Origin of the sequence: Bradyrhizobium liaoningense (assembly GCF_018130785.1) — a bacterium.
Classification (GTDB): domain Bacteria; phylum Pseudomonadota; class Alphaproteobacteria; order Rhizobiales; family Xanthobacteraceae; genus Bradyrhizobium; species Bradyrhizobium liaoningense_A.
In genome coordinates, this window is sequence record NZ_JAFCJT010000002.1 from 342,895 (window position 1) to 362,108 (window position 19,214).

Here is a 19,214-nt window from a genome sequence, read left to right on the forward strand (position 1 = left end):
GTCAATTCTTGGCCCCGGAAACATCCGTTGGTTTACGGGAACGGTGTGGAGGCGAAGTTAGGAAGCGCGGTTAATGCGACATGAACGGCCGCGCGCAAAAGCAATTGATGCGCGCGACGCAAGACGTGCAGGAATTGCCGGTAGCTCTCGCGATGCCGGTCAATTCCTGCCGGTCACGCCACGATCAACCATGGCTTAACCATCCAAGGTGTTGGCGATCCTCAGGTCGGCACTGGCATGTGATTTGCGAGCATGCCTGCCAGCGACACAGAGGACACGACGATGAAAAACACCTTGAACAACTTCCTCGCCGACGAGCATGGTGCGACCGCGATCGAATACGGCCTGATCGCCGCCGGCATCGCGCTGGCGATCATCACCGTCGTGAACGGCATGGGGAGCAGGCTCAGCGCAAAATTCGGGTCGATCAGCTCTTCGCTGCGCTGATCGCGTGGGCTCCGCTGCGCGCCAGTATCGCCACGACGATCAGCGCCGCGACGATGTTCGCGGCAGCGCTGACCAGGATCGGCAACGTATAGCTGTGGTTGACATCATAGGCGAAGCCGGCCGCACTCGGGCCAACCAGCGTGCCGAACGCTACGCTCGTGTAGAGAATACCAATGATTCCGCTGACGTTGCGTCCGCCAAAATAGTCCATGACCACAGCGGGCAGCACGGCGACCCAGCCGCCGTAGAACACGCCATAGACGAAGGCAAAAGCGGCGAGAGTCCAGACATCGGCGGCGATGGCCCAGATCGCCATCGCGAACGCCATTCCGACCAAGACCATGATCAGCGAGCGGTCGCGGCCCATCCGGTCGGCGAGCGCACCGAGAAAGAAGCGGCCCGCGGTGCTGCCGGCCCCGATCACGCCGAGCAGCAGTACCGCAGAGGACGCCGCGACCCCGTGGTCGCGCGCGTAAGGCACGAGATGGACGAACGGGACGAAGGCGCCGAACGAGCAGACCAAGCACGATACGTAGAGGGCGACAAACCGCGTCGACCGGACGGCCTCGCGCACCGAAGCGCCGCCGGCGTTGCTTGCGCCCGTGGCCTCGCGAGGCGGATCGCCGTCGGGTCCGAGGCCGCGATCCTTCGGATCGTTCTCGATGAGCAGCGACGCTCCGCCGCCCAGCACCAGCGCGATCGCGCCCAGCGCCAGATAGGCGCCGCGCCAGCCCACCGATGCGATCAGCAATGAGGCGAGCGGCGGCATCGCCAGCGTACCGAGCCCGATGCCGCTCACCGCGAGCCCGGAGGCGAAGCCGCGGCGCTTGACGAACCAGCGTTGCACAGCGCCGATCGCGGGAACGTAGGCGCAGCCGACGCCGAGGCCGACACCCAGCCCGTAGGCGAGATAGACCTCGACAAGGGAACGTGCCGCGCTTGCGGCCGCAAGTCCGACCGCGATCAGGATCATGCCGCTAACGGCCAGCGGACGCGAGCCGAGTCGGTCGGCGAGCGGACCACTGACGAGTCCGAGCGCGAAGTACAGAAAGCCCGCAATCGAAAACACGAGCGAGATCGAACCTCGCGAGGCGCCGAAATCGCGCTGGAGCGGCTCCAGAAATGCGCTGAACGTGTAGGCGGAACCGAAGCCGACGAACATGATGGCAAACGCCGCCGCGACGACGAACCAGCCATGGAAAATGCTTCGCTGAGCGAGCGTGGATTGAAGGGTCAATGCTGCCTCCGCGAGCTGAGGGAAGGATGGCGACGATGCCAGGATGTGACCCGCTGGAACGCCGCGCCGGCGCGCACGAGCATGGCCTCGTCGAGATGAGCGGCGACGAGCTGGAACGCGATCGGCAGTCCGTCTGCCGATGCGCCACCTGGCAGCGTGATCGTGGGATGACCGGTCATGTCGAACGGGCAGGTGTAGCGCTGCAGCTTCGCGATCAGATCCGGCTGCTCGCCGAGCGTCTGGATCATGGCGAGCGTCACCGGCGGGAACGGGTGTACCGGGATCAGCAGCAGGTCGATGGTCTCGAACAACGCGGTCACCCGGCCGCGCAGCGCCAGCCGTCGCAGCAGGATCTTCTGATAATCGAGAGCGGAGAACGCGCGACCGGCCTCGATCAGTGAGGCGAGCATCGGACCATACTCGTTCTTGCGGGCAGGATAGGTCGCCTCGTGCGCGACCGCAGCTTCCACCGCACAATTCGGTGTCCAGTCGGCAATCGCCTGCATGACGTCGGGAAATCTGACATCGACGATGTCGGCCCCAAGCGCGCGGAACGCATCGATGGCGTCCGCCAGCACGCGTTGTGTCGCAACGTCCACGTCCTCGCTGTTCCAGGCAACGTCGACGCCGATCCGCAAGCCCCGCACGTCCTGTGCGGCCGCGGCCAGATAGTCGGGCACCGGATTGAACACCGAGGTCGGGTCGCTGGGGTCGTGTCCGGCGATGGCGCCGAGCAGCGCGCCCGCATCGGCCGCGCTGCGGCCGATCGGTCCGACATGGTCGAGCGTCGCGGCCAGCTCGAACGCGCCATGCCGGCTGACGCGACCCCAGCTTGGCTTCAATCCGGTCAGGCCGTTGGCGGCGCAGGGCCAGCGGATCGAGCCGCCGGTGTCGGAGCCTAGCGAGCCGAAGCAAAGCCCGGCGGCCGTCGCGACCGCCGAGCCGCTGGACGAAATGCCCGGCCAGTAACTTGCGTTCCACGGATTCCTCGGCGGCGGCACCGACGGATGGTGGTCGGAATAGGCGCCCTCGGTGAGTTGCACCTTGCCGAGTATCACGGCGCCTGCGTCCTTGAGCCGGCGCACGACGGTTGCGTCTTCGCCGGGACGAAAGTCGCGATGAAGCGTGGTGCCGGCCGCGGTCGGAATGCCCTGGGTCCAGAACAGGTCCTTGAGCGCAATCGGCACGCCATGCAGCGGGCCCCGATACCGGCCCTGTGCGATTTCGTCGTCCGCGGCTTTTGCCTCGGCGATGGCCGTTTCCGCCATCACGTGAACGTAGCTGCCAAGATCGCGGTCCATGGCGTCGATACGGTCGAGCTGCGCGCGTGTCACATCCAGTGCGGAGATGTCGCGCGCCTTGAGGCGTGCTGCGAGCGCGGTGAGTTCGAGATAGTGCAGGGCATCAGCCATCGGCGCGGGTTCTCCGTTCTGGTGATCGCAATGGGCGGCTCGATCCCGAAGGAGTCGACACCGGTATAATTAGGATACAGGTGTCGCTTGCTGTCAACCAGTAAATCTGTTTTACTGGTGTTCCACATGTTGGTGTTCCGATGTCGAAAGAGTCGCGCAAATTCCAGGTTCCCGACACGTTGGCGAACGTCTACGATTTCGCCAACACGCTCGATGTTCGCCACTTCACGCATTTCGGCGTGGAGCACCCGGAGAGCGATGAACTCGGCGGGCCGAAGGAACTTGCGGACTGGATGCGGGAACGCGGCCTTGGCGCCGCGGGCGGGCGCGTCACGCTCGCGATGTTCGAGACTGCGCTAAGACTGCGCGGCGCCCTTCGCGCCTATCTGCAATGTGAGCCCACCGAGCGCCCCCGGAACAGGAGCGTTCTCGGCACTCTCAGTGAGGCGCTCGCGCCGTTTCCGTTGCGGGTTGAGGCGCGCGCAGGCCGTGGCGCGACGCTGTCGGCAGCGCGCGAGGATGCGCTCGCAGGCCTGTCGGCCATCGCGATCGAGCTTCATGACGCCACGCTTGTGGGAACGCTGGACCGGCTCAAGATGTGCGCGTCGGAGGAATGCCGCCGGGTGTTCTTCGACCGGTCGAAACCATCGACGCGGCGGTGGTGCATGTCGACGCTGTGCGGCAACCGGATGAAGACGCGCGCCTATCGCGAGCGGCAGCGCGAGGCGAAATAGATCACGCGGCGCTCAGCCGCGGTAGTGGCCCGACTTGCCGCCGAGCTTCTCGACCAGGTGGATGCCCTCGATGCGCACGCCGCGTTCGACCGCCTTGATCATGTCGTAGATGGTGAGGCAGGCGACCGACACCGCCGTGAGCGCCTCCATCTCGACGCCGGTCGGGCCCGTCACCTTCACGCTGGCGCGGACGAGGCAGCCCGGCAGCTTCGGGTCGGGCTCGATGTCGACCGTGACCTTTGACAGCGCGAGGGGATGACAGAGCGGGATCAGCTCGGAGGTGCGCTTGGCCGCCATGATGCCGGCGATGCGCGCGGTGCCGAGCACGTCGCCTTTCTTGGCGTTGCCCGAAACTATGAGATCAAGCGTCGCCTTGGTCATGATGACGCGGCCTTCGGCAACGGCAAGTCGCTCGGTTGCCGGCTTGTCCGACACGTCGACCATCCGGGCCTCGCCGGAGGCGCCGATATGGGTGAGGGCACCGCCGGCCGTCCTGGAAGGCTTGGTCGTCGAGGGCTTGCGCGCCATGTCAGCGCGTACCCGTCGCGCGCGGCGCGTTCTCGCGCGCGAGCAGCGTGCGGGTGGCGGCGGTCACGTCGGCCTGGCGCATCAGGCTCTCGCCGACCAGGAAGGTCGACATGCCGACGCGCTCGAGCCGGGCGAGATCGGCGGGCGTGAAGATGCCGCTCTCGCCGACCATCAGACGTTCCGCAGGGATCAGCGGCGCCAACGTCTCGCTGGTCGCGAGCGTCGTCTCAAAGGTGCGCAAATTGCGGTTGTTAACGCCGATCATCGGCGAACGCAGCTTCAGCGCGCGGTCGAGCTCGGCGCGGTCGTGGATTTCGATCAGCACGTCCATGCCGTAGGCAAGGGCGGCGTCCTCGAGATCCTTGGCGGCGGCATCGTCGAGCGCGGCCATGATGATCAGGATGCAGTCGGCGCCATGCGCGCGCGCTTCAGCCACCTGATAGGTGTCGAACATGAAATCCTTGCGCAGCACCGGGAGCGACGTCGCCGCGCGCGCCGCCACCATGAAGTCGAGATGCCCCTGGAACGATGGCGTGTCGGTCAGGACCGACAGGCAGGCCGCACCGCCGGCTTCGTAGGCTTTGGCGAGAACCGGCGGATCGAAATCCGCGCGGATCAACCCCTTCGAGGGCGAGGCCTTCTTCACCTCCGCGATCAGCGCGTAGTCGCCATTGGCGTGCTTGGCCTCGATGGCGCGCACGAAGCCGCGCGGGGCGGGTTGTGCCTTGGCCTTGGCCTCGACTTCCGAGAGCGGCTGCGCGCGCTTGGCGGCTGCGATCTCCTCGCGCTTGTACGCTTCGATCTTGGTCAGGATGTCCGACATTGGGGGAGCTCAGCCGTTCGAGACCGCGATCAGGTGCTTCAGCCGCGCGCTCGCCGCGCCGCTGTCGAGCGACTTCGTACCGATCGCAACGCCCTCCTTGAGGTCCTTGGCGCGCCCGGCCACGACCAGCGCAGCGGCGGCGTTGATCAGCGCGACGTCACGATAGGGGCTCGGCTTGCCGTCGAGCACGCTCTGCAAGGCGATCGCATTGGCGTCGGCGTCGCCGCCTTTGAGCGCACCGGGATCGCAGCGCGACAGGCCGGTGTCTTCCGGCGTCACCTCGAAATTCCGGATCTCGCCATTGTGGAGCGCGGAGATGAAGGTCGGGCCGGTGAGGGTGATCTCGTCGAGGCCGTCGGAGCCATGCACCACCCAGGCGGATTCCGAGCCGAGGTTTTTCAGCACCTGCGCCAGCGGCTGCACCCATTGCCGCGAGAATACGCCGACCATCTGGCGCTTGACGCCGGCCGGGTTCGACAAGGGGCCGAGCAGATTGAAGATCGTGCGTGTCGCGAGCTCGACCCGGGTCGGGCCGACGTTCTTCATCGCCGGATGGTGGGCAGGGGCGAACATGAAGCCGATGCCGCATTCGCGCACACAGCGGCCTACCTGCTCAGGCCTGAGATCGATCTTGACGCCGAGCGAGGCCAGCACGTCGGCCGCGCCCGAGCGCGACGACAGCGCGCGGTTGCCGTGCTTGGCCACTGGCACGCCGGCGCCCGAGACGATGAAGGAGGCGCAGGTCGATACGTTGACCGAGCCGGAGCCGTCGCCGCCGGTACCGACGATGTCGACGGCCTCAGGCGGTGCCGTCACGGTCAGCATCTTGGAGCGCATCGCCGAGACCGCGCCGGTGATCTCGTCCACGGTCTCGCCGCGCACCCGCAGCGCCATCAGGAGGCCGCCCATCTGCGACGGGGTGGCCTCGCCGGACATCATGGCGTCGAAGGCGGAAGCCGCTTCGTCACGCGACAGGCTGGCGCCGGTCGCCACTTTTCCAATGATCGATTTCAGGTCGTCCATCGCGTGCTTTCAACTCACTGGTTCGCGCCGGTCACCTGCGCGAAGGCGGCCTGATTAATGGTGGTCCCGATGTCGGTTTCAAGCTTGTTGACGTAGGAGGCGACCTGCTCGTCGGTCAGCGCGCGGTCGAGGCTGTCCTTCAGCTTCTTCACCGCGTCGGACGCGGCGTCGACCGCGGGATCGACGATGTCGGTGACGCGGAAGACGATCACCTCGCTGCCGCCGCTCACTGCCGTCTGTCCGACGCCGTCCTTGGCGGTGCGGAAGGCGGCCGCAACGACGTTGGCGGGCACGCCGGCGGGCGAGTCGTCGCGCTTGAAGCCGGAGGCAGTCTCGACCTTGGCGTTGATCGCGGCGGCCTCGTCAGCGAGCTTGCCGCCCTGTTCGAGCTTCTGCACCATCTCGGTCGCCTTGGTCTTCAGCTTGGCGGCGATCTGGTCCTGGCGCCAGCGCGCCTCGACCTGGTCGCGCACCTCGTCGAGATTGCGGTCGCGCGAGGGCGTGATGGCGAGCACGTCGTACCAGACGTAGCCGCCCTTGAACGAGATCGCGTCGTTGTCGACGCCGACATCGGTGTTGAAGGCCTGCGACACCACGTCGAGGCCCTGCGGGATGCTGGTGACGGGCTGGCCGTTCGGGGCACGGCCGGAGCGGTCGACGGCGTCGATGGTCACGGCAGTGAGGCCGAGCTTCTGCGCCGCGTCGATCACGCTGGCGCCGCCGCCGCGCTCGTCTTCCATCTTGTCGCGGAGATCGTTGACCTTCACGCGGGCGCGCTCGGTGGCGATCTCGCGCTTGATGTCGCCGACGAGGCTGGCGTAGTTCGCTTCACTGCCCGGTTCGATCTTGTCGACCTTGACGATGGACGTGCCGAGACGGCCCTGGATCGGCTGGCTGATCTCGCCTGCGGGAAGCGCGAAGGCGGCATCGCCGACCGCGGGGTCGAGCGACGATTTGGTCACGAGCCCGAGGTCGACGTCGGAGGCGGTCAGCCCGCGCTCCTTGCCGAGGTCCTCGAACGACATCCCGCCGGCGAGACGCTCGCGTGCCGCCTGCGCCTCGGCTGCGTTCGGGAATACGATCTGATGGATCTGGCGCTTCTCCGGCGTACCGAGCTGGTCCTTGCGCTGGTCGAACACCTTCCTGGCGTCCTCGTCGGAGACGTCGCTCCATTTGCCGATCTCTTCCGGCGAGACCACGACGAAGGAGATCTTGCGATATTCGGGCGCGCGGAACTGGACCTTGTGATCCTCGAAATAGGCGGCGAGGGCTTCGGGCGAGGGAGCGTCGATGGTGCCGGCCTGCGCGGCGTCGAGCCTGACGAATTCGATCGCACGCTGCTCGTTCTGGAAGCGCGTCAGCACGTCGATCATGGCCTTCGGCGGTTCGAGGCCGGCGCCGATCGTGCCGGTGATCTGCCGGCGCAGCGACACCTTGCGCTGCTCGGAGACGTAGCGCTGCTCGGTATAGCCGAAATTGCGGATCACGGCCTGGAAGCGGTTCGGATCGAAGCTGCCGCCGACGCCCTTGAAGTTGGGGTCGTTCATGATGACCTGGCGGATCTGTTCGTCGGACTGGCCGAGCCCGAGCCGGCGGGCTTCTTCGTCGAGGGCGGCCTCCGCGATCGTCTGCTGGAGCACCTGGCGGTCGAGGCCGAAGGCACGCGCCTGGTCAGGCGTCAGCGGCCGGCCGAACTGGCGGCTGATCTGTTGCAGCCGGTCGGTATAGGTCTGCCGGAACTCGTTCAACGAAATCTCGGTGCTGCCGACCTTGGCCACCGTGGACTGCCCGAAGCCTTTGAAGATGTCTGCGATGCCCCAAACGCCGAAACTGATGATCAACACGCCCATCACCACGGCCATAATGGTCTTGCCGAGCCAGTTTGATGAGGCCTTGCGCATTCCTCGAAGCATTTGGTCCAACTTGTTTGGCAGGAGGGGAACGGGAGCGCGTCTTAATGCAGATTCCGCAAAAGCGCGTCACCAAATTGATCAATCATCATAAAGTGGCGGCTTTCCCCCCGCAACCTCGGGCCACGCGGTCCCTCGACGCTGCGGTTAAAGCCCTCAGCTCTCTGGAACTGCCGCGACAGCTCTGCTAGCGCATGCACAAACCTCATTTTGCTGGAAATTGACATGACCGACGCCATCCGACCGCTGATCGCCGGCAACTGGAAAATGAACGGCCTTAAGGGCTCGGCTGCCGAATTCGACGCCATGCTCAAGGGGGCGGCAGAGGTGGCCGCCAAGGCCGACCTGCTGGTCTGCCCGCCGGCGACCCTGATCGCGGCCTTCGCCGACAAGGCGCGCGGCAGCAAGGTCGCGGTGGGGGCGCAGGATTGCCACCCCAGGGCCTCCGGCGCCCATACCGGCGATATCGCCGCCGAAATGCTGGCCGATGCCGGCGCGACCGCCATCATTGTCGGTCATTCCGAGCGTCGCGCCGACCACGGCGAGGGCGATGCACTGATCCGGCAGAAGGCCGAGGCCGCCTGGCGCGCCGGCATCACCGCGATCGTCTGCATCGGTGAGACGCAAGGCCAGCGCGATGCCGGCCAGACCCTCGACATCCTGCGCGGCCAGCTCGACGGCTCGCTGCCGGACGGCTCGACCGCCGCCAACCTGGTCGTGGCCTATGAGCCGGTCTGGGCGATCGGCACCGGCCTGACCCCGACGGCCCAGGATGTTGAGCAGATTCATAGCTTTATCCGGGAACTCCTGACCTCCCGGTTCAGGGCGGACGGGGCCAGGATGCGCATCCTCTATGGCGGCTCCGTCAAGCCGTCGAACGCGGCCGAGCTGATGTCCGTGAAAAACGTCAACGGCGCGCTGGTCGGCGGCGCCAGCCTGAAGGCGGCTGATTTCCTTGCGATTGCGAAGGGCTGCCCCTAGCTAATCTCAAAGCGCGGCTGTGGCCGATCGGGGGGTGGCAATGCCCCTTCCGATCGTGTAACACCGCGCAACTTCAGGAAAACCCGCGAAGCGCGATCGGCCGCCGTCTCGGCGCTGTCGGCTTGTGACGGAAGGACACTATGCAGACCGTTGTCATCGTCATTCACCTCATGATCGTCGCCGTCATGATCGGCGCCGTCCTGCTCCAGAAGTCGGAAGGCGGCGGCCTCGGCATGGGCGGAGGCGCGGGCTTCATGTCGAGCCGCGGCACGGCGAACCTTTTGACGCGGACCACCGCAATTCTGGCTGCGGGCTTCTTCCTCACCAGCCTGTTCCTGTCCTGGCATGCCGGCTACAGCCGCGCGCCTACCTCGATCATCGGCGCGCCGGCGTCCCAGACCCAGCCGGCCGGAGGCGCTCCGATCGCGCCGCCGACCTCGGGCGGCATCCTGGATTCGCTGAAGAAGGCCGACGAGCAGCAGCAGAACCAGGCGCCAGCCGGCCCGCAGGTACCGCGCTCGCAATAAAGCAGGGGGGCCATGCAGGGCGGCTTCTACCGTCCTGCATCAAAAATCCCCATCAAGGCTCTGTCACCACTCTTAGTTTTGGCTCACCCACAGGCCCGCAAATTATTTGGGGCGGAATACGAATCGCTTTGGCGAATCGAATTCGAGGGATTAGAGGTTAAGTCCCATGGCGCGGTACATATTCATCACCGGCGGCGTGGTCTCTTCGCTCGGCAAGGGTCTGGCTTCAGCGGCACTCGGTGCCCTGTTGCAAGCCCGGGGCTACAAGGTCCGTCTCCGCAAGCTCGACCCCTATCTCAACCTCGATCCCGGAACGATGTCGCCGTATCAGCACGGCGAAGTGTTCGTGACCGATGACGGCGCGGAGACCGATCTCGATCTCGGTCACTACGAGCGCTTCACCGGCCGGCCTGCGACCAAGCAGGACAACATCACCACCGGGCGCATCTACCAGGACATCATCTCCAAGGAGCGCCGCGGCGATTATCTCGGCGCGACCATCCAGGTGGTTCCGCACGTCACCAACGCCATCAAGGAATTCGTCCTCTCCGGCAATGACGATTACGACTTTGTGCTGGTCGAGATCGGCGGCACCGTCGGCGACATCGAGGGCCTGCCTTTCTTCGAGGCGATTCGTCAGCTCAAGAACGAGCTGCCGCGCGATCATGCCGTCTACATCCATCTGACGCTGCTGCCTTACATCCCGAGCGCGGGCGAGCTGAAGACCAAGCCGACGCAGCACTCGGTGAAGGAGCTGCGCTCGATCGGCATCCAGCCGGACATCCTGCTCTGCCGCACCGACCGCGAGATCCCGAAGGAAGAGCGGCGCAAGCTGGGACTGTTCTGCAACGTGCGCGAAAGCGCCGTGATCGAGGCGCGCGACGTCGACAACATCTACGCCGTGCCCGAGGCCTATCATAACGCGGGCCTGGACGACGAAGTGCTCGCCGCCTTCGGCATCGGCTCGCGGATTCCGCCGGAGCTGCGAAGCTGGCAGCAGATCAACGAGCGCGTCCGCAATCCCGAAGGCAACGTCACCATCGCCATCGTCGGCAAATATACCGGCATGAAGGATGCGTATAAGTCGCTGATCGAGGCGCTCTCGCATGGCGGCATCGCCAACAAGGTGAAGGTCAATCTCGACTGGATCGAGAGCGAGATCTTCGAGAAGGAAGATCCCGCGCCGTTCCTCGAACACGTCAACGGCATCCTGGTGCCGGGCGGCTTCGGCCAGCGCGGCGCCGAAGGCAAGATCCGCGCGGCGCAGTTCGCGCGCGAGCGCGACGTGCCGTATTTCGGCATCTGCTTCGGCATGCAGATGGCGGTGATCGAAGCCGCGCGAAACCTCGTCGGCATCGAGGACGCCAACTCCACCGAATTCGGCCCGACCAAGGAGCCGCTGGTCGGCCTGATGACCGAATGGCTGCGCGGCAACGAGCTCGAGAAGCGCTCCAAGGCCGGCGATCTCGGCGGCACGATGCGTCTGGGCGCCTATCCCGCGGCGCTCAACCGCGGCAGCCGCGTCTCGCAGGTCTACGGCGGCGCGACCGAGATTTCCGAGCGCCACCGCCACCGCTATGAGGTCAACACCGCCTACAAGGACCGCCTCGAGCAGCACGGACTGAAATTCTCCGGCCTGTCGCCCGATGGCGTGCTGCCGGAGATCGTCGAGTACGAGGACCATCCCTGGTTCATCGGCGTCCAGTTCCACCCCGAGCTGAAGTCGCGGCCCTTCGAGCCCCATCCGCTCTTCGCCTCGTTCATTCAGGCGGCGATGGTGCAGAGCCGGTTGGTCTAACAATCCGTGTCCGCGGCGATCGGTGCTGAAATCTCCGGCGCGAGCGAGCCCGCGACGAGCTTCATCTGCGGTCGCCGCGTCAGCTTGTAGACGGCGGCGGGTGGGACGTTCAGCATCGCGCGATCGACCAGTTTTGCGCGCAGGCCGAGCCGGTCGAGCACGGGTCGCGGAATTGGGCAGCTAACGCCGTAGGTGAACTGGTAAAACGCGCCGCCGGGGCGGACGTGGCTGAACGCGCCGCCGATGATCGAGATGACCTTGCGCGTCGACATGTTGAGCAGGGGCAGGCCGCTCACCACGGCGCCGACAGGCGCGCCGTCATAGAGACGTTCCGCCGCGAGCCGCGACGCGTCCATCCACAGCACGCGCGCGCCGGGAAAGCGCATTTGCAGAAGCTTGATGAAGTCGGAGCCGTATTCGATCAGCGTGAGGTCTTCCTGGCGCACGCCGCGCTTGAGCAGCTTGTAAGTGAACGCGCCGGTGCCGGGGCCGAGCTCGAGGATCGGGCCGGTCGACGCCGTGATCTCGCGCGTGATGAGATCGGCGAGCGCCGCGCCCGACGGCGCGATCGCGCCGACCCGCCGTGGGGCCGACATCCAGGAGAGGAAGAACGAGAGGAAATCGTTGGGCATGTGCACTCCGGCATTTCGATTGTGCCTTGCAAATCAGAGGTGAGGCAGTCGAAGAGTCGCCTGAGTGCATTGCGAGAGCATTGCGCTCGAGATGCCGAGGCGAATTGAATCAGCTTTGCCGGATTGGGGATAACGTCATCCTGAAGCATGCGCCGCCATCCGGACCGTCCGCAACCGTGACCTGACCTCCGTGCAGGAGCACGATCTCGCGCACCATGTTGAGGCCGAGACCGGCGCCGCGATCGAGCGGCGTCAGCCGATAGAACGGCTCGAAGATCATCTCGCGCTGATCGGGTGGAATGCCTGCGCCTTCGTCGGTGACCTCGATGCAAGCGGGTTTGCTCACACGAATGCAGATCGTGCCGCGGCGAGGGCCGTGCTGAATTGCGTTCTGCACGAGGTTGGTCAGCGCCCGTTCCACGGCTGCGGCGTCACCGATCGTTTCGATCGGAGTAGCGGTGGCGGGTGCATCGAGCGCCAGCTCGTAGCCGGCGGCAATGGCCAGCGGCGCGAGATCGGCGACTGCACTTTGCGCGATCCCGACGAGATCGACGCGCGTGAACGGATTGCCACACCGGTCGAGCCGCTGAATGTCCAGCAATTGCTCGGCAAGCGTTGCCAACCGTGCGGAATCCTCCAGCAGACGGGTCTTGTCCGGGCCCGATGGCAAGGATTCCAGCCGCGTGTTCAGAATTGCAATGGGTGTACGCAGCTCGTGCGCGGCGTCGGCGACGAAGCGCTTGTGGCGGGCATAACCCTGGTCGAGCCGCGCCAGCGCGTCGTTGATCGCAGTGACGAGCGGCACGACCTCCAGCGGAATTTTCGCCACCGACAGCCGTGCGCCTCGCTGATGGATGTCGATGCGGCGCGCCTCGTCCGCCGTGGTGTCGAGCCCCCGGAAGGCGCGCTGCACGATCATCGGTGTCGCAATGAAGGTCGCCGTTCCCATCAGAAGCAGGCCGGGCAGGGCGATGCCGAGGAACGCAAGCGATGTCATGAACAGCGCTTTGGCGCCGGTGAGCCGTCCCTGCGTCGCCGTGATGATCTGCACATTGCCGGCGTCGGTGTCGACCCGCTTCAGTCGCGCCGCTGGCTTGCGCGGATCGTCCTCGAACATCTGCCAGCCGAGCCGCGCCTGGCTGATCTGGTCGAGGCCGTTGCCGATCGCAGCGAACTCGGCCGGTACAGTGCCTTCGCTGAGCGAATGTCCCTGCTTGTCGCGGACCAGGAACCAGAGATCCGGCGTCTCGCCGCGCAACTGCTTCAGCTCGCTTGTCTGGCGCAGGATCAGGCCGCCTTGCGCGTCACGCGCGAGCGCGCGCTGCACGACGTCGATCACGCGATCCTCGTCCCGCTCGGCCAGCACGAAGCCGGACGCGCACAGCCCGGCGAGGACGACCGCAACCAGCGCAATCAGAATAGCGGCCTGAAGCGAGAGGAGGCGCCAGCTCAGCCGCGAGCGCAGGCAATAGGGATCGTCGTGCTTGCTCATGGCAGCTTCTTGAGGAGATAGCCGACACCACGGATGCCGTGGATCTCCACGCCGGCATCGGCTTCGGCAAGCTTGCGCCGCAGCCGCGAGATATGGGTGTCCAGCGCGTTCGACTGGATCTCGTCGTCGAAATTGTAGACGGCCTCTTCCAGCGCCGAGCGCAAAACGGTCCGGCCGATGCGGCGGATCAGGGCTTCGAGCACGAGCAGCTCGCGGCGCGGCAGCTCGAAGGGCTGGCCGTCGATGCTGGCCTCGCGGTGACCGACATCGAAGGCGAGGCGGCCGGTGCGGATCACGTCCGGCGTGAGCCCGGCAGGCCGCCGCAACACGGCGCGCAGGCGTGCCAGCAATTCCTCGACCGCAAACGGCTTTGCCAGATAATCGTCAGCGCCGCTGTCGAGCCCGGTGATGCGGTCGGCGAGCTCGTCGCGTGCAGTCAGGACGATGATCGGCACGCCGTCGGCGCGTGCGCGAAGTTTTGGGATCAGCGAAAGGCCGTCGCCGTCCGGCAGCTGACGGTCGAGCAGAACGGCGGCATGGACGTCGGAAGAGATTGCCTCTTCCGCCTCGGCCAGCGTGGGCACGTGATCCACCACCATGTCGTAGCGTTTCAGCGCCGACGCCAATGCGCCGGCCATCTCCGCCTCATCCTCGACGAGCAAAATCCGCATGATCTCCGGTACTCCGGTCTCAACCAGACAGTTCTAGCGGCCCGATCATTACGGCAGCATTGCGGGAATGAACCGCGCGAACCGGCAGCCGGAGCTTGTCCAGCCATGCGCGAAACGCCGCGGGGGGCGTCCGGGCGGCGCTCAAGACACCGTCCCGGCGAGCCGTTATAACCGCCCGACCTGATCAGGGAGGAAGCAAAAATGATCTACGAAATGCGCATCTATCGCTGCGTGCCCGGCCGCCTGCCGGCGCTGTTGAAGCGGTTCGAGACGGTGACGCTGAAGCTTTGGGAAAAGCACGGCATCAAGCAGGCCGGGTTCTTCACCACGCTGATCGGTGACTCCAACCAGGAGCTGACCTATTTCCTGGCCTGGGAGTCGCTCGCCGAGCGCGAGAAGAAGTGGGGCGGCTTCATGACCGATCCGGACTGGATGAAGGCGCGCGCCGAGAGCGAAGCCGATGGCCAGATCGTCGGCAACATCGTCAGCCAGATCCTGACGCCGACCGCGTTCTCGTCGGTCAAGTAGCCGCTTTCCCGCACGGGGCGCGCCGGGGAACCCCGGCGCAACCCTGATATTCTGACAGCCCGGGTCGAATGGGGTTGATCCGCCCCTCATCGCCGCTATGGTCGCGGCGAAACGAGGGAATTTGCCTTGAGCTCTTCGACATCAGCGGCGCCGGTGGTCAGCGTCGGCACGGTCAAATTCGGCAATGATCTGCCGATCTCGATCATTGCCGGGCCGTGTCAGCTCGAAAGCCGCCAGCATGCGCTGGAGGTGGCCTCCGCGCTGAAGGAGATCGCCGCGCGGCTGGAGATCGGCCTCGTCTACAAGACCTCGTTCGACAAGGCCAACCGCACCAGCGCGTCGGCGGCACGCGGTCTTGGTCTGGCGCAGTCGCTGCCGATCTTCGCCGAGATCCGTTCCTCGCTTGGGCTCCCCGTGCTGACCGACGTGCACGATGCCGCGCAATGCGCCGAGGTGGCGCAAGCCGTGGATGTCTTGCAGATCCCGGCCTTCCTGTGTCGGCAGACCGATCTGCTGCTGGCCGCGGCCGCAACCGGCAAGGTCGTCAACGTCAAGAAGGGCCAGTTTCTCGCGCCCTGGGACATGGCGAATGTCGTGACCAAGATCACCAGCGCCAACAATCCCGACGTGCTCGTTACCGAGCGCGGCGCGTCCTTTGGTTACAACACGCTGGTGTCGGACATGCGCGCGCTGCCGATCCTCGCGCGCACCACCGGCGCGCCTGTGATCTTTGATGCCACCCATTCGGTGCAGCAGCCGGGCGGGAAAGGGACGTCGTCGGGTGGCGAGCGTGAGTTCGTGCCGGTGCTGGCGCGTGCAGCCGTCGCTGTCGGCGTTGCCGGCGTCTTCATCGAGACCCATCCCGACCCTGATCGCGCACCCTCGGACGGTCCCAATATGGTGCCGCTGCGCGAGTTCGAAGGGCTGATCCGCACGCTGATGGCATTCGACGCGGTGACGAAAAGCACAACGCGCTGATGTCCCAGCCTGCGACCGGGCCGTCGTCCGACCAGAAGTTTCCGCCCGCGATCAATATCATCGCGCTCGCGAGCTTCTCGGCGGCGTTGTCCACGCGTGCGCTCGATCCCGTCCTGCCGCATGTCGCGGAGGATTTTTCGATCAGCATCACGACGGCCGCCAGCATCGCGGCCGGCTATGCCTTGATCTACGCGCTGGTTCAGCCGGTGATCGGAGCGGCTGCCGATATGTTCGGCAAGGCGCGGCTCATGACGCTGTGCCTGGCGCTGCTTGGCGTCTCCTGCATTCTTGGCGCGATCGCGACCACCTTCTCGGGACTGTTCGCGAGCCGCATCCTCGCCGGCATCGCCTCCGGTGGCGTGTTTCCGGTCGCTCTCGGCCTGACCGCCGATCTCGTTGCCCCCGCCAAGCGGCAAGTCGCAATCGGCCGCACGCTGGCGGGTTCGATGACCGGCAATCTGCTCGGCGCGACCGCCTCGGGCATCATCGGCGAACTCATCGGCTGGCGCGGTGTGCTCATGATGCTCGGCGCGCTCGGCCTGATTGCAGCCGTGGCGGTGGCGGCGGGCTTTCGCGGTGCCGCACTGACAGCGCCGCCGAAGACCGATCTGAAGGCCTTGCGGCAGGGCTATCGCACCATCTTCGCCAACCCCAACACGCGCTACTGCTACTCGGCGGTCTTCGTCGAGGGCTGCTGCGTATTTGGCCTGTTTCCGTTCATCGCCGCGCTGCTGTTCGATCTTGGTGAGAAGTCGCCGTCGATCGCGGGCATCGTGATCGCGGGCTTTGCGATTGGCGGACTGTTCTACACTTTCACGGTCTCGCGCTTCCTGCCGTGGCTCGGCGTCAAGGGCATGATGATCGCGGGCGCGGGCCTCGTCGGGCTGCAACTCGGTGTGCTCGCCTTCGGTCCCCAATGGAAGCTGCAATTCGTCAGCATGCTGGCGATGGGCTGGGGCTTCTACATGATCCATGGCTGCCTCCAGGTGTTCGCCAGCGAACTCTCGGTCGGGGCGCGGGCGACGGCGATGTCGCTGCATTCGTTCTTCTTCTTCATGGGGCAGACGGTCGGGCCGATCGCCTATGGCCTCGGCCTCCAGCACGGCGGCAAGGTGCCGACCCTGCTCGCGAGCGCCGCCATCATGGTGGTGCTGGGTCTCGTCTGCGCCGGACTGCTCAAGTCGCGGGCCCCGGCGGACGCACGGGCCTGACGGAAGTATCTTCTTACCGGTCTCCGTATTTATCCGGGACAAAACGGTAGCCAATTCCTTTCGATCTTAAATCAAATCTCACCGATCGCTCCGTAGATTGCCCGCAAGCCGCAACTTGGCGGCAACATCTGTGGATCAGTCGATGCAAAAGCAGCGTTCGGTCGCCCGTATCCTCGGCGCGGTGGTTGGGTCTCTCGGTCTCGTCCTCGTCGTCATCTGCGCCTATGCGCTGAAGCTCGCGGTTACCCGCTACGCGGACAGCAACCGCATCGTCTCGCTCGCGGTCGCCAGCCGCGACCTGACCAACACGCTGGTGATCTTTCGCCTCGAGCGCGGTGATACGCTGAGTTATCTCGCGTCCGCCGCCCCCGCGCCCGACAGCGTCATGAACAGCCTCGCCGAGCAGCGGGCCACCGTGCAGAAGAATTACGCGCAGGCCCTGCAGAGCCTCGCCTCCGCCGAAGCCCCCGGTCTTGCCGAAAAGCTCGACAAGCTCCGGGGCATCTGGGCGCAGCTCGAGGAGCTGCGGCCGCGTGCGGTCACTGCGCTGAAGCAGGAGAAGAGCGCGCGCGACGCGAACCTGCAGCCGAGCTGGGCCAAGACCAGCGACGCCTATATGGACGCGATCGGCGAAGTCACCACCCATGTCGACAATGCAATGACGCTGATCGACCCCGTGGTCGATCGCCTCCTGATCGCCAAGCAGGCCGCCTGGCAAGCCCGCGCCAATGCCGGCCAGACCATTCTGATCCAGTTCTCCTCGATCCTCGCCAACAAGGCCTGGACCGCGGCGGACGGCGTCACCTTCGCCGATCTGCGCGGCCGTATCCAGCAGTCCTGGCTGGTGGTGCGCGACCTCAGCCCGAACGTCGCCTCGCCCGAATTGCTGCAGGCGATCCGCAACGCCGAGCCGGAAATCACCGGCACGCTCAGCGACGAGCGCAATACGATTGCGACCAAGCTGCTGGCCGGTGAGCCCGCCGGCGTCCCCGGCCTCGATTATCGCGATCGCCAGCTTGTCGGCGCCAACAACGTCGTCATCGTCACGCAGACCGCGCTCGCCAACATGATCTCGCGGGCCGAGGAGGGCGCCTCGCGTGCCCGTTTCAGCCTGATCCTGTTCGGCCTGCTGGTGCCGGCCTCGCTCGTACTGACGGTGGGCGGGCTGTTCCTGATGCGCAACCGCGTCACCCGGCCCTTGACCGCAATCACCGGCGTCATGACCCGCTTCGCCGCGCATGATTTCGCCAGCGACGTGCCGGGCCTCGACCGCAACGACGAGATCGGCCGCATGGCCGCGGCTCTCCAGGTGTTCAAGGACGCCATGATCAACGCCGAGCGCCTGTCCGGCGATCAAGCTGCCGATCGCGCCGACAAGGAGAAGCGTGCGTCCGAAATGTCCGGCCTCGTGCGGCAGTTCGAAAGCCGGATCGGCCAGATGGTGCAGGCGCTGTCGAGCGCCTCGAGCGAGCTGGAAACAACAGCGCGCTCGATGTCGGGAACGGCAGCCGAAGCCCAGACCCAGGCTGGCTCGGCCTCGACCCTTGCCGATCAGGTCGGCGGTGGCGTCCAGACCGTGGCGGCTGCTGCCGAGGAGCTCAACGCCTCGATCCGCGAGATCAACCGCCAGGTCGAGCAGGCGACGCGCGCCACCGAGCAGGCGGTCGTCACCGTCAAGGAGACCGACAGCACCATGCGTGCGCTTGCCGACGGCGCCGATCGCATCGGCGAGGTCATCGGCCTCATCACCTCGATCGCCGGCCAGACCAATCTGCTGGCGCTGAACGCAACCATCGAAGCGGCGCGCGCCGGCGAATCCGGCAGGGGCTTTGCGGTGGTGGCGAGCGAGGTGAAGAACCTGGCCTCGCAGACGGCGAAGGCGACCGAGGAAATCAGCGCCCAGATCACGGAGATCCAGGGGGCGACACAGAAGGCGGTCTCGGCGATCGACGGCATCGTCAAGACCATCGAGGAGGTCTCGAGCATCAACCGCGTGATCGCCGCCGCCATCGAGGAGCAGAACAAGGCCACCGCCGAGATCGCAACCACCGTGCAGCACACGGCGGAAGCGACCTCGACCGTCACGCGCAACATCGCAACCGTGTCGTCAGCGGCGAACGAGACCGGCCGCGCCGCCTCCGGCGTGCTGAAGGCCGCCGCCAACCTGTCGAGCCAGTCGACCTCGCTGACCTCGGAAGTCGACGGCTTCATCAGCAAGGTGAGGGCGGTGGCGTAGGGGCTGCCGCGCGCACTCTATCGATTAGTCCTCGGTCCCCAGACGC

At 66.0% G+C, this 19,214-nt stretch carries 18 protein-coding genes; 9 read left to right on the forward strand and 9 right to left on the reverse strand.

Annotation, left to right across the window (positions count from 1 at the left end; translation table 11 throughout):
- Window positions 1–282 precede the first annotated feature (282 nt).
- Window positions 283–447: a Flp family type IVb pilin gene (locus tag JQ627_RS07245; RefSeq protein WP_212483467.1), complete on the forward strand. Its 165-nt coding sequence runs from the start codon at window positions 283–285 to the stop codon at window positions 445–447.
- Here JQ627_RS07245 and JQ627_RS07250 read toward each other — a convergent pair.
- Together JQ627_RS07250 and JQ627_RS07255 are read right to left on the reverse strand one after the other, a co-directional pair.
- Window positions 428–1,684: an MFS transporter gene (locus JQ627_RS07250; RefSeq protein ID WP_212483469.1), complete on the reverse strand. Its 1,257-nt coding sequence runs from the start codon at window positions 1,682–1,684 to the stop codon at window positions 428–430. The genes JQ627_RS07245 and JQ627_RS07250 overlap by 20 nt on opposite strands.
- Entirely contained in the window at window positions 1,681–3,096 is a 1,416-nt protein-coding gene (locus JQ627_RS07255; protein WP_212483471.1) for an amidase, read from the reverse strand. Before JQ627_RS07255 ends, JQ627_RS07250 begins: the two co-directional genes overlap by 4 nt.
- Window positions 3,097–3,236: 140 nt before the next feature.
- Here JQ627_RS07255 and JQ627_RS07260 point away from each other — a divergent pair, with 140 nt between their 5' ends.
- Window positions 3,237–3,830, forward strand: coding sequence for a CGNR zinc finger domain-containing protein (locus JQ627_RS07260; RefSeq protein WP_212483473.1), 594 nt, complete (start codon window positions 3,237–3,239; stop codon window positions 3,828–3,830).
- Between the two features lie 12 nt (window positions 3,831–3,842).
- On the opposite strand, the gene moaC is transcribed toward JQ627_RS07260, so the two are convergent.
- The 4 genes from moaC to JQ627_RS07280 are packed head-to-tail and all read right to left on the reverse strand — an operon-like array spanning window position 3,843 to window position 8,117.
- The gene (gene moaC / locus JQ627_RS07265; RefSeq protein WP_212483475.1) at window positions 3,843–4,358 is read right to left on the reverse strand and encodes a cyclic pyranopterin monophosphate synthase MoaC; all 516 of its coding nucleotides are present in this window, start codon (window positions 4,356–4,358) and stop codon (window positions 3,843–3,845) included.
- Window position 4,359: 1 nt separating this feature from the next.
- A complete protein-coding gene (trpC, locus tag JQ627_RS07270; protein ID WP_212483477.1) occupies window positions 4,360–5,181 on the reverse strand; it encodes an indole-3-glycerol phosphate synthase TrpC in 822 nt (273 codons plus the stop codon).
- 9 nt (window positions 5,182–5,190) lie between these two features.
- Window positions 5,191–6,204 carry an anthranilate phosphoribosyltransferase gene (gene trpD, locus JQ627_RS07275; protein WP_212483478.1) on the reverse strand — a complete coding sequence of 338 codons (1,014 nt, stop codon included), beginning with the start codon at window positions 6,202–6,204 and terminating at the stop codon, window positions 5,191–5,193.
- Window positions 6,205–6,218: 14 nt separating this feature from the next.
- Window positions 6,219–8,117, reverse strand: coding sequence for a peptidylprolyl isomerase (locus JQ627_RS07280; protein WP_212483480.1), 1,899 nt, complete (start codon window positions 8,115–8,117; stop codon window positions 6,219–6,221).
- A gap of 222 nt (window positions 8,118–8,339) precedes the next feature.
- Here JQ627_RS07280 and tpiA point away from each other — a divergent pair, with 222 nt between their 5' ends.
- From tpiA to JQ627_RS07295, 3 genes are all read left to right on the forward strand, one after another.
- Window positions 8,340–9,095 carry a triose-phosphate isomerase gene (gene tpiA, locus JQ627_RS07285; protein ID WP_212483482.1) on the forward strand — a complete coding sequence of 252 codons (756 nt, stop codon included), beginning with the start codon at window positions 8,340–8,342 and terminating at the stop codon, window positions 9,093–9,095.
- Between the two features lie 140 nt (window positions 9,096–9,235).
- Window positions 9,236–9,622 carry a preprotein translocase subunit SecG gene (gene secG / locus JQ627_RS07290; protein ID WP_014494986.1) on the forward strand — a complete coding sequence of 129 codons (387 nt, stop codon included), beginning with the start codon at window positions 9,236–9,238 and terminating at the stop codon, window positions 9,620–9,622.
- 166 nt (window positions 9,623–9,788) lie between these two features.
- Window positions 9,789–11,420 carry a CTP synthase gene (locus tag JQ627_RS07295; RefSeq protein WP_014494987.1) on the forward strand — a complete coding sequence of 544 codons (1,632 nt, stop codon included), beginning with the start codon at window positions 9,789–9,791 and terminating at the stop codon, window positions 11,418–11,420.
- On the opposite strand, the gene JQ627_RS07300 is transcribed toward JQ627_RS07295, so the two are convergent.
- The 3 genes from JQ627_RS07300 to JQ627_RS07310 form a co-directional block, all read right to left on the reverse strand.
- Window positions 11,417–12,052 carry a class I SAM-dependent methyltransferase gene (locus tag JQ627_RS07300; protein ID WP_212483484.1) on the reverse strand — a complete coding sequence of 212 codons (636 nt, stop codon included), beginning with the start codon at window positions 12,050–12,052 and terminating at the stop codon, window positions 11,417–11,419. The two genes, JQ627_RS07295 and JQ627_RS07300, sit on opposite strands and share 4 nt — an antisense overlap.
- Before the next feature lie 109 nt (window positions 12,053–12,161).
- Complete coding sequence (locus tag JQ627_RS07305; RefSeq protein ID WP_212483485.1) at window positions 12,162–13,544, reverse strand: HAMP domain-containing sensor histidine kinase; 1,383 nt, start codon at window positions 13,542–13,544, stop codon at window positions 12,162–12,164.
- Window positions 13,541–14,215, reverse strand: coding sequence for a response regulator transcription factor (locus JQ627_RS07310; protein WP_212483487.1), 675 nt, complete (start codon window positions 14,213–14,215; stop codon window positions 13,541–13,543). Before JQ627_RS07310 ends, JQ627_RS07305 begins: the two co-directional genes overlap by 4 nt.
- Before the next feature lie 201 nt (window positions 14,216–14,416).
- Here JQ627_RS07310 and JQ627_RS07315 point away from each other — a divergent pair, with 201 nt between their 5' ends.
- From JQ627_RS07315 to JQ627_RS07330, 4 genes are all read left to right on the forward strand, one after another.
- The gene (locus JQ627_RS07315) at window positions 14,417–14,743 is read left to right on the forward strand and encodes an NIPSNAP family protein (RefSeq protein WP_212483489.1); all 327 of its coding nucleotides are present in this window, start codon (window positions 14,417–14,419) and stop codon (window positions 14,741–14,743) included.
- Between the two features lie 126 nt (window positions 14,744–14,869).
- On the forward strand, window positions 14,870–15,721 hold the full coding sequence (gene kdsA, locus JQ627_RS07320) for a 3-deoxy-8-phosphooctulonate synthase (RefSeq protein ID WP_212483491.1): 852 nt from the start codon (window positions 14,870–14,872) through the stop codon (window positions 15,719–15,721).
- Window positions 15,721–16,932 (forward strand): MFS transporter, encoded by a 1,212-nt coding sequence (locus JQ627_RS07325; protein ID WP_212483493.1) that lies wholly within the window; start codon window positions 15,721–15,723, stop codon window positions 16,930–16,932. The genes kdsA and JQ627_RS07325 overlap by 1 nt, the downstream gene beginning before the upstream one ends.
- Window positions 16,933–17,074: 142 nt before the next feature.
- Window positions 17,075–19,168 carry a methyl-accepting chemotaxis protein gene (locus JQ627_RS07330; RefSeq protein ID WP_212483495.1) on the forward strand — a complete coding sequence of 698 codons (2,094 nt, stop codon included), beginning with the start codon at window positions 17,075–17,077 and terminating at the stop codon, window positions 19,166–19,168.
- Window positions 19,169–19,214: the final 46 nt, after the last annotated feature.

Coding starts and splice junctions, on each gene's coding strand:
- JQ627_RS07245 (WP_212483467.1), top strand. CDS start 283: ATGAAAAACACCTTGAACAACTTCCTCGCCGACGAGCATGGTGCGACC.
- JQ627_RS07255 (WP_212483471.1), bottom strand. CDS start 3,096: ATGGCTGATGCCCTGCACTATCTCGAACTCACCGCGCTCGCAGCACGC.
- JQ627_RS07260 (WP_212483473.1), top strand. CDS start 3,237: ATGTCGAAAGAGTCGCGCAAATTCCAGGTTCCCGACACGTTGGCGAAC.
- moaC (WP_212483475.1), bottom strand. CDS start 4,358: ATGGCGCGCAAGCCCTCGACGACCAAGCCTTCCAGGACGGCCGGCGGT.
- trpC (WP_212483477.1), bottom strand. CDS start 5,181: ATGTCGGACATCCTGACCAAGATCGAAGCGTACAAGCGCGAGGAGATC.
- trpD (WP_212483478.1), bottom strand. CDS start 6,204: ATGGACGACCTGAAATCGATCATTGGAAAAGTGGCGACCGGCGCCAGC.
- JQ627_RS07280 (WP_212483480.1), bottom strand. CDS start 8,117: ATGCTTCGAGGAATGCGCAAGGCCTCATCAAACTGGCTCGGCAAGACC.
- tpiA (WP_212483482.1), top strand. CDS start 8,340: ATGACCGACGCCATCCGACCGCTGATCGCCGGCAACTGGAAAATGAAC.
- secG (WP_014494986.1), top strand. CDS start 9,236: ATGCAGACCGTTGTCATCGTCATTCACCTCATGATCGTCGCCGTCATG.
- JQ627_RS07295 (WP_014494987.1), top strand. CDS start 9,789: ATGGCGCGGTACATATTCATCACCGGCGGCGTGGTCTCTTCGCTCGGC.
- JQ627_RS07300 (WP_212483484.1), bottom strand. CDS start 12,052: ATGCCCAACGATTTCCTCTCGTTCTTCCTCTCCTGGATGTCGGCCCCA.
- JQ627_RS07305 (WP_212483485.1), bottom strand. CDS start 13,544: ATGAGCAAGCACGACGATCCCTATTGCCTGCGCTCGCGGCTGAGCTGG.
- JQ627_RS07310 (WP_212483487.1), bottom strand. CDS start 14,215: ATGCGGATTTTGCTCGTCGAGGATGAGGCGGAGATGGCCGGCGCATTG.
- JQ627_RS07315 (WP_212483489.1), top strand. CDS start 14,417: ATGATCTACGAAATGCGCATCTATCGCTGCGTGCCCGGCCGCCTGCCG.
- JQ627_RS07325 (WP_212483493.1), top strand. CDS start 15,721: ATGTCCCAGCCTGCGACCGGGCCGTCGTCCGACCAGAAGTTTCCGCCC.
- JQ627_RS07330 (WP_212483495.1), top strand. CDS start 17,075: ATGCAAAAGCAGCGTTCGGTCGCCCGTATCCTCGGCGCGGTGGTTGGG.